Source organism: Acidovorax sp., assembly GCF_016783915.1.
Taxonomy (GTDB): Bacteria; Pseudomonadota; Gammaproteobacteria; order Burkholderiales; family Burkholderiaceae_C; genus Acidovorax.
The window spans coordinates 17,976-29,636 of sequence record NZ_JADHVT010000045.1; the positions used below are offsets into that span (position 1 = coordinate 17,976).

The window sequence follows — 11,661 nt, forward strand, 5'->3', positions numbered from 1 at the left end:
GGGCGAGCGTGTAGAAGGGCTTCGCATCTATTCGGCTACGGCCCAGCCGCCGCCCAGCGCCTTGTACAGGCGCACCTGGTCTGCCGCGACGGCAGCGGTAGTGATGGCCACGCTCTCTTGCGTGGACAACAGCGTGCGTTGCGTCTCCAGCACGGCCTGAAAGTCGATGAGGCCACTGCTGTAGCGCTGCTGCGCCAGCAACGCCGCGTTGTTGGCTGCGTCCGCGGCGGCCACCAAGCGCGTGAGCCGCTCGCGATCGCCGCGCAGGGCCACCAGCGCGTTCTCCACGTCCTGCAGGGCCGTGAGCACCGTCGTCTCGTACGCCACGCGGGCCTGCTCCACCGCAGCAGACTGCACACGCACCTGGGCGCGTGCGGCGCCGCCGTCCAGCAGTGGAATGGACACACTGCCCAGCAAGGCGCTGGTCACCGCACTGCCACCCGACAACGCGCCCAGCGTGAGGGCGCGCAGGCCCAGCGACCCACCGAGGGAAAAACTGGGGTAGCGCGCGGCGTCGGCCTGCGACACGCGCGCCAGGGCAGCAGCAATGCGCTGCTCGGCCGCACGCACATCGGGGCGCTGGCGCAGCGTCTCGGCTGGGATCGCCAACGCCAGTTCTGCATTCGGCTGCGGAACGGGTGCGCTGGCGGCCAGGGCAGTGTCTAGCGCGCCAGGCACCTGGCCGGTCAGCACGGCCAGGCTGTAGCGCGACTGCGCCAGGCTGGCTTCGAGCGAGGGGATCTGCGCAGCGGTCTGCTCTGCGGCTGCACGGGCCTGCTCGGTGACGAGCGAGGTGGTCAGCCCGGCCTGCAGGCGCCACTGCGTAATCTGCAGGGTCTCTTGCTGGCTAGCCAGGTTGCTACGCGCAATGATCAGGCGCTGCTGCAGCCCGCGCAGCTCGATGTAGTTGACGGCCACCTCGGCCGCCAGCGACACCTGAACGTCAGCCAGGCTGGACTCGGCCGCGCGGGCGTCAGCCTCGCTGGCGTTCACGCCGCTGCGCAGGCGGCCAAACACATCGGGCTCCCAGCTCGCATCAAAACCAGCCTGAAAAGTATTGCCCGTGTTGTTGCTAGCCCGGCTGCGCTGCGCCGAGGCCGATGCGCCCACACTGGGCAGCAGGCCGGCCGATTGCACATCCACCTGGGCACGCGCTTGCCGCAGCGCAGCCTGGGCGGTGCGCACGCTGGTGTTGGCGTGCAACGATTGCTCGATCAGCTTAGTAAGCAAAGGATCGTCAAATCGCAGCCACCACTGGGCCAAAGACGTGGCCGCAACACCTTGCGCGGTGCCGTTGCCCCCTGCAGACCAGACCTGGGGAACGGCCACCACGGGCAATGCCCCATCGGAGGGTGCCAGGCTGGCGCACCCGATGGTTGCCAGCACACACAAAGTCAAGGCCGCGTTCCTCCAAGGCACAGCGCGCGAAGATCGCGTTGCGCGGGCGGTGGGTGCGCCTGGAGAGGCAGGTGGGAGAAAACGCATGGCAATGGCTACGCAAGGGAAAACCCCATTGTGAGCAGCGATTGCGCCCACAAGGTACCCACAGGGTCAAGCCCACGTAAAGAATTGATGCAAGGCAAAGGTCACGCCACCGCATGTTGATGCAGCGTGTGCGTAAAACAGGTGAGCGTTCGGCACCGCACAGATGGACCGACACGCAAGTTGGCCAGGGTGGCGCTCAGTGTGCGCGCAGCGACTCGTCGCGCAGCAGCACCACCGGCGCAAAGGCCCGGGCCCGGTACTCGCTGGGACTGCACCCCACATGCGCGCGAAACGCGCGGCTGAAATGCGCGCTGTTGCTGAAACCCCAGGACAGCGCAATATCCGTGACCGAGCGCTGTGCATGCGCCGGGTGGCGCAGGTCGCGCAGGCAGGCCTCCAGACGGCGGCGCTGGATCATGGCGGCCAGAGTTTCCTCATCGTCGGCCACCGCGTTGTACAGGTGCCGCTTGCTGCAGTTAAGGGCCTGAGCCATGCGGTCGATGGTGAGGTCCGGGTCGCCCAGGTGGCGGTCGATGTACTGGCTGATGCGGTCGCGCAGGGCCTCGCGCTGCGACAGCAGGCTCTGCTGGCCGTTGCGCTCCAGCAGCGACAGCTGCACCAGGTGCGTGATCACATCGGCCACGCCATCGGCGGCGGCGTCTGACATGGTGGGCAGCTCGGCGAAGGCGGCACGCATGGTGTCCCATGCCAGGCGCGACACGCCGGATGTACCCGAGAAGCGCTGCACCATCAGGTCATCGAGCTTGAGCTTGCGCTCGGGCAGTTGTTCCTTGGGGATCATCAGCACCATCTGGCGCACGGCCTCGGGGTTGCTCACGGCGTAGGCGCGTGTGGTGTCGTACACGCTCCACTCACCCGGCGACAACCATACCTGGCGGCCGTTCTGCTCAAAGCACGCGCGCCCCTCCAGCTGCGCCACCACCTTGATGTAAGCCCGGTCGCTGCCCCGGATGAGGCTGGGGGTGCGCACCACGCGATGCCGGCTCACGTCCAGCTGGCACAGGTTCACATAGCCCGCCTGGCCCGAGGTGATGTGGCCTGCAAAGGCATCGTCACCAAACGCGTCGGACTCCAGCCCGCCAATCAGGCGCCACACCGCATCGCCCCAGAGGTGCAGGCGGTCGCGCGCAGGCACGGCGTCGGTGGATACCTCGGTCAGGGGATGGGCCATGGTGTCTCCAGTGCGGGGGTTGCGCAAACCTGATGGTTATGCGGCTGAATTATCCGGCGCCCAGGTATCCCGTGCCACTGAGGGAAATCCGGGTAAACCCGCTGCCACCTGCACGCTCGGGCAAGCGTTTTGTGCACGCTGAGCGCAGCGCGCACGAACGCGTCTGCCTACGATTCCCAGCACGGCGTGCACCACGCAGGCCCCATCCGAGGAGACAACCCATGACACAGCATCAACCATCCAAGCGCCAGTGGATCAAAGGAGCCGCCGCCGCGGTTGGCACCCTGGCCGTGGCCCCGCAGCTGTGGGCCCAAGGCAGTAGCGCCAGCCCCGTGCGCATCGGCTACGCCATCGCACGCACGGGCCCCTGGGCGGCCGGTGCCCAAGTCAGCCAAGAGCCCAACTACCTGCTGTGGGCCGAACAGGTCAACGCAGCAGGCGGCCTCTCCATCAAAGGCACCAAGCGCCCCATCGAACTCATCGGCTACGACGACCGCAGCGAGACCGAAACCTGCGTGCGCACCTACGAAAAACTCATGGGCAGCGACAAGGTGGACCTGATCCTGCCGCCCTGGGGTTCGGGTGCCAACTTCGCGATCGCACCGCTGGCCAATCGCTTCGGCTACCCGCTGCTGGCGCCCACGGCGTTGTCGCGCAAGCTGATCGACATGAACCTGCCCTACTTCTTCTCGCTGCTGCAGCAGCCCGACAAGATGATGGGCGCGCTGGTGGACATGCTGGTGGCCAACAACGTCAAGACCATTGCCATCGTCTACATGGACGACCTGTTTGGCCTGGAGAACTTCGCCGCGCTGAACAACGCACTCAAGAAGACCAGCATCCAGGTGCTGGAGCGCAAGAGCTACCCGCTGGGCGTAAAGGACCTGGCCCCCGTGCTGCGCGGCATCAAGGACCAGAACCCCGACGCCTTCATCGGCATCACCTACCCGCCCGACACCATCCTGGCCAGCCGCCAGGCGCGCGAGGTGGGGCTGAACCCCAAGTTCTTCTACGCCTCGGTGGGCACGGCCTTCCAGCTCTACAAGAACGTGATGGCCGCCAACACCGAGGGCGTGATCGGCATGGGCTCGTGGAGCGTGAAAACCAGCCCCGAGGCCAAGGCGTACTTCGACGCCCACGTGAAGAAGTTCAACAAGGAGCCCGACCGCTGGGCCAGCGGCCACGCCTGGGCAGGCTTGCAGATCCTGCAACAGGCCGTGGAAAAGGCGGGGCTGGACCGCAAGGCCCTGCGCGAGCATATCGCCAAGAACGAGTTCCAGACCATCCTGGGTGGCATCCGGTTCCAGGGCAGCGAGAACGCGTCCATCCCCGGCACGGTGAGCCAGTGGCAGGGCAACGACTTCGAGGTGGTCTGGCCGAAGGACCGTGCCACCTCGCAGCTCAATACCGCGAAACCTGCCTGGAAATAACAAAGTGTCTCTGACTTCCTGGGCCGAACTGGTCGCCAGTGGCCTCATTACCGGCGGCATCTATGCGCTGGTGGCCATGGGCCTGAACCTGCAGTACGGGCTGATGCGCATCATGAACATCTCGCATGGCGAGTTCCTGATGCTGGGCGCCTTCCTCACCTGGTCGGCGCACACCCTGTGGGGCATCTCGCCCTTGCTGCTCATGCCGCTGGCTTTCGTCGCACTGTTTGTGCTGGGCGTGGTGGTGCATGCGCTGTGCTTCAAGCGCCTGGCGGCGCGCGCGCCCAACGTGGACGTGTTTGAGGCGCGCAGCCTCATGGTGGGCTTTGGCCTGATGTTCCTGGTGCAGAACACCGCCCTGTTGATCTGGGGCGGTGACCTGCGCGGGTATGAATACCTGGCCGAACCGGTGCAGATTGCGGGCATGCGCTTCACCGAGAACAAGCTGGTGCTGTTTGGCGTGGCGCTGGCGCTGTCGGCCGCGCTGATCGCACTGCTCAAACTCACGCTGCTGGGCAAAGCCGTGCGGGCGCTGATGCAGTCGCCCACAGGTGCGCAGCTGGTGGGCATCAACACGCGGCGCCTGCACCCCATGATGTTCGGCATTGGCCTGGGCCTGTCCGGCGTGGCGGGTGCGCTGCTGTCCATGACGTATGAGATTTCTCCGTCGATGGGTGAGCCCTACACCGTGACGGCACTGATCGTCATCACGCTGGGCGGCTTCGGCAGCCTGGCGGGCAGTCTGGCCGGTGGCCTGCTGCTGGGGGTGGTCGAGGCGCTGGGCATGCACTTCAGCAGCCCGTCTCTCAAGATGCTGCTGAGCTATGCAGTGTTCATCGGCGTGCTGATCTGGCGCCCCAACGGACTGTTCTCCAAAAAATGACTTCCCTTCATTCCAACAAGCCTTGGCTGGCCTTGGCAGCGGGGGTGGCGGTGGTCGCCACCCTGCCCTGGCTGGTGTCCGAGTTCGCCACCTCGGTGCTGCTCAGCTGCCTGATGTACATCGCGCTGGCCACCAGCTGGTCGCTGTTCTGCGGCGCCACCCGCTACCTCTCACTCGCCACGTCGGCCTTCTTCGGCATTGGTGCGTATACCAGTGCCACGCTGCTGGGCGTGCTGCCCTGGCCGCTGGTGATTCTGAGCGGCGCACTGATCGCCACCATCGTGGCCGTGGTGATGGGGGCTGCCGTGCTGCACCTGCGCGGCACCTACTTTGCAGTGCTCACCTTCGGCATGACCGAGCTGATCCGCCACGCCGTGACCTTTGTCGAAAAGCAGGTGTCCGGCACCGTAGGCCGCGTGCTCACGGTGGTGCCCAGCAATGAGACGGTGTACCTCACGGTGCTGCTGATCGCCGCAGCCGCCATTGCTGCATCCGTTGCCATCCAGCGCAGCCGCTTTGGCCTGGCGCTCTCGGGCATCGGTGCTGACGAGCAGCGTGCGCAGACCCTGGGCGTGGACACGCGTCTGGCCAAGATCGCAGGCTTTGGCATCACCGCTGCCTTTGCGGGCGCCGTGGGCGCGGCCATGGCCGTACGCTGGACCTACATTGAGCCCGCAGCCGTGTTCAGCCCCTTCATCGGCTTCCAGACGGTTCTGATCGCACTGATCGGCGGCGCCACCAGCCTGGGCGGCCCCATCCTGGCAGCCATCGTATTCAGCCTGCTGGCCGAAACGCTGCGCCTGCAGCTGCCCTTTGGCTACATGATGGTGCTGGGCCTGCTGCTGATTTTGTGCGTGATGTACCTGCCCAATGGCCTGGCCACGCTGTGGCAACGGCGCAAGCCTGCTGCGGAGGCTCACCATGGCTGAAGCACTTTTGACGATTGACGCCGTGACCGTGCGCTTTGGCGGCCTGACTGCCGTGGATGGCGTGAGCGCCACGCTGCACACGGGCGAGCTGATCGGCATCATCGGCCCCAACGGTGCGGGCAAGACCACGTTCTTCAACGCCATCTCGGGCGTGCAACCGCCTACCTCGGGCACGCTGCGCTGCGGTGCCGACAACCTGACCGGCAAGGGCCCGCACCACTATGCCGCCCACGGCATTGCTCGCACCTTCCAGACGCCGCGCGTGTTCCCCGACATGACGGTACGCGACAACGTGCGCTTTGGCATGCAGTTCGCGGGCCGCCACCGCCAGGGACCCGAGGGGCTGCGCAGCGAAGAAGAAATCCTGGCCATGCTGGGCCTCGCGCACCTGGCCGAACGCCCGGCCGCTGACGTGACCCCCTCGCAGCAGCGCCTGCTGGAGATCGGCATGGCCCTGGGCACGCGCCCACGCCTGTTGCTGCTCGACGAGGTGGCCGCGGGCCTCACCGAATCCGAAGTGGACGCCATGGCCCAGCGCATCCGCAGACTGCGCGACGACTATGGCCTGACGGTGGTGTGGATCGAGCACGCGGTGACCACGCTGCTCAAGTATGTGGAGCGCGTGCTGGTGCTGCACCAGGGCCGCAAGATTGCTGACGGCACGCCCGCCGAAGTGGTGCGCGACCCGCAGGTGATCGAGGCCTATCTGGGTGACGAAATGACAGCCACCAGCGAAGGAGCCACGGCATGAGCGGCGCACACCTCACCGTGCAGAACCTGACCACGGGCTACCACGGCTTTCAGGTGCTGCAGGACCTGACACTGGAAGCCGCGCCCGGCATCACCGTCATCGTGGGCCCCAACGGCGCGGGCAAGACCACGCTGCTCAAGGCGTTGGCGGGCCTGCTGCCGCGCCAAGGCTCGGTGACGCTCGACGGGCAGGCCGTGCCTGCGATGAACGCCACCGCCTGCGTGCAGCGCGGCCTCGCCCTGGTGGCCGAGGGACGCCAGCTGTTCCCACAAATGACGGTGACCGAGAACCTGGAGCTGGGCGGGTGGCTGGTGCCATCACGCACCCGCGCCGACCGGCTGGCCCAGGCGTTTGAAGACTTTCCACGCCTCAAGGAACGCGCCACACAGCTCGCCGGCACCATGAGCGGTGGCGAGCAGCAGATGGTGGCCGTGGCCCGCGCCCTGATGAGCGGCCCACGCCTGTTGATGCTGGACGAACCATCGCTGGGCCTGGCGCCGCGAATGGTCGATGAACTGCTTGCCATCGTGCAGCGCATTGCCGCGCAGGGCGTCACCGTGCTCATGGTGGAGCAGAACGTGCGCAAGGCGCTGCAGATTGCGCAACGCGGCTATGTGCTGGAGCGCGGACGCATCGTGGCCTCTGGCGAAGCCTCTGATTTGCTGAAGTCCGACGTGGTACGGCAGGCCTACCTGGGCGTGGCCTGAATACCTCCTCTCCCCTTTTTTTCATCTGTTCTTTTTCAGGAGCTTTCAATGACTGCCATTTCCATGCTGATCAACGGCGAGCGCGTGCAAGCCACCGGCGGCGCCACGTTTGAGCGCCGCAACCCTCTGGACGGATCGGTCGCCACCACCGCACCCGCCGCCACCGTGGCCGATGCCGTGGCTGCGGCCGACGCCGCTGCCAAGGCCTTCCCCGCCTGGTCCGCCCTGGGGCCCAACGCGCGCCGCGCGCTGCTGCTCAAAGCCGCCCACGCGCTCGAAGCCAGGACAGCCGACTTTGCGGTGGCCATGGCGGCCGAGACCGGCGCCTCCGGCATGTGGGCAGGATTCAATGTGCACCTGGCCGCTGGCCTGCTGCAAGAAGCCGCTGCACTCACCACGCAGATCGCCGGTGAAGTGATCCCCTCCGACGTGCCCGGCAGCCTGGCCATGGGCGTGCGCCAGGCGGCTGGCGTGGTGCTGGGCATTGCGCCGTGGAACGCACCGGTCATCCTGGGTGTGCGTGCCATCGCCACGCCACTGGCCTGCGGCAACACGGTGATCCTCAAAGGATCGGAACTGTGCCCCGCCACGCACGGCCTCATCATCGAGGCCCTGCAGGAGGCCGGCTTACCCGCAGGCGTGGTGAACTTTGTGACCAACGCACCGGCGGACGCAGGCGCCGTGGTCGAGGCCATCGTGGCACACCCTGCGGTGCGCCGCGTCAATTTCACGGGCTCCACCAAGGTGGGCCGCATCATTGCGCAGACCTGCGCCAAGTACCTCAAGCCCGTGGTGCTGGAGCTGGGCGGCAAGGCCCCGCTGCTAGTGCTGGATGATGCCGACATCGACGCCGCCGTGGCAGGAACGGTGTTTGGTGCCTTCGCCAACTCGGGCCAGATCTGCATGTCCACTGAACGCATCATCGTGGACAACGCCGTGGCCGACGAGTTCGTGGCCAAGTTGGGCGCACGCGCCCAATCCCTGCCCCTGGGCGACCCGCGCAAGGGCCCGGTAGTGCTGGGATCGGTGGTGGACATGGCCACCGTGCACCGCTGCAACGCCATGATCGACGACGCGCTGGCCAAGGGTGCAAAACTGGTGTGTGGCGGCAAGAGCGACAGCACGCTGATGCAGGCCACCGTGCTCGACCATGTGACCGCCGAGATGCAGATCTACCGCGAGGAGTCGTTTGGCCCCGTCAAACCTGTGGTGCGCGTGAACGGCGTGGAAGAAGCGATTGCCTGCGCCAACGACAATGAGTTCGGCCTGTCGTCCGCCGTGTTCAGCCGCGATGTGGCCAAGGCGTGGAATGTGGCGGCGCGCATCGAGTCGGGCATCTGCCATGTGAACGGACCCACGGTGCATGACGAAGGCCAGATGCCGTTTGGCGGCGTGAAAAGTTCGGGCTACGGCCGCTTTGGCGGCATGGCCGGTGTGCGTGAGTTCACCGAACTGCGCTGGATCACGGTGCAGACGACTCCGCGCCACTATCCATTTTGAACATCAAAAAAGATAGCACCCAGCGCATGATTTACCTGCGCCAGGTGCCACTTTTCCTCAAAATCACACCGTGATGGCATCCAGCGGCCAGCGCGGCTTCACGTCAAAGGCATAGTCGGTGTTGGCCCGCTGTTGCCCTGCCTGCAGCCGCATGGCCGCCGCCATAGCAATCATCGCGCCGTTGTCCGTGCACAAGTGCAGCTCGGGGTAATGCACACGCACCTTGGCTGCGGCGCAGGCAGCGTTGAGCTGGGCGCGCAGATGCCGGTTGGCACCCACACCACCCGCCACCACCACGCGCTTCAGGCCGGTCTGCTTGAGCGCGGCCAGCGTCTTCTTCACCAGCACTTCGACAATCGCCGCCTCGGTGCTGGCAGCCAGGTCGGCCTTGCGTGCCTCCAGCTCATCGCCCAGCTTCTTGGCCTGCGTGAGCACCGCCGTCTTGAGCCCGGCAAACGAGAAATCAAGGTTGCCACTGTGCAACAGCGGGCGCGGCAGCTTGAAGGCTGCGGCATCCCCCTGCTCGGCCAGGCGCGAGAGCGCTGGCCCACCTGGATAACCCAATCCCATGAGCTTGGCGGACTTGTCAAACGCCTCGCCCGCCGCGTCGTCAATGGTCTCACCCAGGATCTCGTAGCGGCCCACGCCGTCCACACGCATCAGCTGGGTGTGGCCGCCCGATACCAACAGGGCCACAAAAGGGAATTCAGGCGGGTCGGCGCTGAGGAAGGGTGACAGCAGGTGCCCCTCCAGATGGTGCACGCCCAGCACCGGTTTGCCCAATGCGGCGCCCAATGCACAGGCCACACCGGCCCCCACCAGCAGCGCACCGGCCAGGCCCGGGCCGCGCGTGTAGGCCACCACGTCCACATCGGCCAGCGATCGACCGGACTCGGTCAGCACCTGCGTGGCCAGCGGCAGTACGCGCCGGATATGGTCGCGGCTGGCCAACTCGGGCACCACGCCGCCATAGGCCTGGTGCATCTCAATCTGGCTGTGCAGCGCGTGCGCCAGCAGGGTGGGCACGGCATTGCCTGTGGAGCGCACCAGTGCCACGCCGGTTTCGTCGCACGAAGATTCAATACCCAGGATCAGCAAGCTCATGCACGGAGTGTAGGCGCTCAGAACCAGAACCCATGCGGCATATCCGGCGCCAGCCCCATGATCGACAGCGCCATGTGCCCCGGCGCTCCGGGGTCGGTGATGATCCCGTCCACCTTGCCGTCCGCATCAAACTGCCCGCCATCTTCAATGTGGAAGTCCAGCCGCAAACGTCCGCCCTCCATCACCATCTTGCCTCCGTAAGGCTCGCTGGCGATGTTCACCCATTGGCCGCTGGCATTTTCTTTCCAGTATCCGTTCACGCCCAGCGCCGGGTCCACGTACAGGCTGAAATTCTCTCCTGTCTTGCCTTGCCCCAGCTCTACCGTGAAGCTCACCAATCCGATGGGCATTTGCATGCCCGCAGGCAGGTCTGGCGGTGCGTCCTTTTGCGTCAGGCTGGTGATGCGCGCGTTGTCGTTGCCGCTGCCCACCTTGCCGTTCTGGCTGCTGGCCACCAGGGTGGTGAAGGTGGGTGGGGCACTACCGGGGTTGCTCTCTCCTGTGGGGCTGAGCACAAAGCCGATGGAGCCTACCGAGGGCTGCTCGCTGTCTCTGATGCCGTCTCCGTTACCGTCACCAGGGGTGGTGTTGCCCCCCGGGCCCGGGATGCCCGGGGTCTGGTCTTCAACAGCGGGCGGGATGCCGTCGTTGTCGGGCACGCCCGGGGTGGGGGGTGTCGGTGGGACAGGCGTGGGGGGGATGGGCTCGGGGTCGGGGCCGGCTGGGGTAAGGTTGGTGGCGGCGGTGGCAGCGAAGCTGGCAGCATCGTTGCCTGCTGCGTCCTGAATGGCGTTGGCATCATTGCCTGCGGTGGGGTCGGTGTACGCCACCGTGACCGCCTGGCCCGCCACCACAGCGGTTGTCAAGGTGAGCGTAATGGTCTTGGCAACTGCGTTGACCGCCAGAGCTGTAACGGTGTTGGCGGCAGCACCGACCAGCACTGCAAAGTCTGTAGGGGCGGACGCATGGGTCGCGTCCAGCGTGGCGGCCTCGGTGTAAGCCAGCACCAGCTGGTTGCCGTTGACGGTGGCGGTGGCCAACACGGGAGCCAGGGTGTCTACCGCATAGTTGTTGGAGTTTGTGGTGCCTGTGCCTGCATTGCCTGCTCCGTCGGCCACGCCGGTGTTGTCCAGGGTGACAACGTTCGTGGGGTCGGTGATGCTGACCGTGGGCGTGAGCGTGGCGGTCCAGGTGATACCGCCGTCGCCGGAGGACACTGCACCGAGCGTGCCATTGGCGACCGTGAGGTCGGCGTTCGTAAAACCAGTGACGGCTTCGCTGAAGGTGATGGTGACGCCGGAGCTCTCGCCGACAGCCAGAGCGGCGTCCGCCACCACCACCGTAGCGGTGGGGCGCTGGGTGTCGATGGCGTAGTTGCCGGAGTTCGTAGTTCCCGTTCCGGCATTGCCTCCTGCATTGATCACGCCAGTGTTGTTCAGTGTGACGACGTTGGTCGCATCGGTGATGTCAGTCGTGGGAGTGAGGGTGGCGGTCCAGGTGATGCCTCCGTCGCTGGAGGACACAGCGCTGAGCGTGCCGTTGGCGACCGTGAGGTCGGCGTTGTCAAACCCCGTGACAGCTTCGCTGAAAGTGATGGTCACCAGCGAGGTCTCGCCCGCAGCCAGCGCTGTATCGGCCACCACGATGCTGGCTGTGGGGCCCTGGGTGTTGACGGCGTAA

The 11,661-nt window shown here is 66.2% G+C and carries 10 protein-coding genes; 6 read left to right on the forward strand and 4 right to left on the reverse strand.

All coding sequences use genetic code 11. From position 1 onward, the window contains the following. Window positions 1-27: 27 nt before the first annotated feature. On the reverse strand, window positions 28-1,398 hold the full coding sequence (locus ISS20_RS10915) for an efflux transporter outer membrane subunit (RefSeq protein ID WP_291436498.1): 1,371 nt from the start codon (window positions 1,396-1,398) through the stop codon (window positions 28-30). A 283-nt stretch (window positions 1,399-1,681) separates the two neighbouring features. Further along, window positions 1,682-2,677, reverse strand: coding sequence for a helix-turn-helix domain-containing protein (locus tag ISS20_RS10920; RefSeq protein WP_291436499.1), 996 nt, complete (start codon window positions 2,675-2,677; stop codon window positions 1,682-1,684). Window positions 2,678-2,898: 221 nt separating this feature from the next. On the opposite strand from ISS20_RS10920, the gene ISS20_RS10925 reads away from it, so the two are divergent. From ISS20_RS10925 to ISS20_RS10950, 6 genes are read left to right on the forward strand one after another with little or no spacing between them, the layout of a single operon-like run. Next, window positions 2,899-4,107: an amino acid ABC transporter substrate-binding protein gene (locus ISS20_RS10925; protein WP_291436501.1), complete on the forward strand. Its 1,209-nt coding sequence runs from the start codon at window positions 2,899-2,901 to the stop codon at window positions 4,105-4,107. 4 nt (window positions 4,108-4,111) lie between these two features. Next, window positions 4,112-4,990, forward strand: coding sequence for a branched-chain amino acid ABC transporter permease (locus ISS20_RS10930; RefSeq protein ID WP_291436503.1), 879 nt, complete (start codon window positions 4,112-4,114; stop codon window positions 4,988-4,990). Continuing rightward, a complete protein-coding gene (locus tag ISS20_RS10935; RefSeq protein ID WP_291436505.1) occupies window positions 4,987-5,919 on the forward strand; it encodes a branched-chain amino acid ABC transporter permease in 933 nt (310 codons plus the stop codon). Before ISS20_RS10930 ends, ISS20_RS10935 begins: the two co-directional genes overlap by 4 nt. After that, the gene (locus ISS20_RS10940) at window positions 5,912-6,670 is read left to right on the forward strand and encodes an ABC transporter ATP-binding protein (protein WP_291436506.1); all 759 of its coding nucleotides are present in this window, start codon (window positions 5,912-5,914) and stop codon (window positions 6,668-6,670) included. Before ISS20_RS10935 ends, ISS20_RS10940 begins: the two co-directional genes overlap by 8 nt. Continuing rightward, on the forward strand, window positions 6,667-7,377 hold the full coding sequence (locus ISS20_RS10945) for an ABC transporter ATP-binding protein (RefSeq protein WP_291436507.1): 711 nt from the start codon (window positions 6,667-6,669) through the stop codon (window positions 7,375-7,377). The genes ISS20_RS10940 and ISS20_RS10945 overlap by 4 nt, the downstream gene beginning before the upstream one ends. 48 nt (window positions 7,378-7,425) lie before the next feature. After that, window positions 7,426-8,877 (forward strand): aldehyde dehydrogenase, encoded by a 1,452-nt coding sequence (locus tag ISS20_RS10950; RefSeq protein WP_291436508.1) that lies wholly within the window; start codon window positions 7,426-7,428, stop codon window positions 8,875-8,877. A gap of 63 nt (window positions 8,878-8,940) precedes the next feature. On the opposite strand, the gene tsaD is transcribed toward ISS20_RS10950, so the two are convergent. Further along, complete coding sequence (gene tsaD, locus ISS20_RS10955) at window positions 8,941-9,981, reverse strand: tRNA (adenosine(37)-N6)-threonylcarbamoyltransferase complex transferase subunit TsaD (protein WP_291436510.1); 1,041 nt, start codon at window positions 9,979-9,981, stop codon at window positions 8,941-8,943. A 17-nt stretch (window positions 9,982-9,998) separates the two neighbouring features. Continuing rightward, window positions 9,999-11,661, reverse strand: a 1,663-nt coding sequence (locus ISS20_RS10960) for an Ig-like domain-containing protein (RefSeq protein WP_291436511.1), incomplete at its 5' end; no start/stop codon positions are given.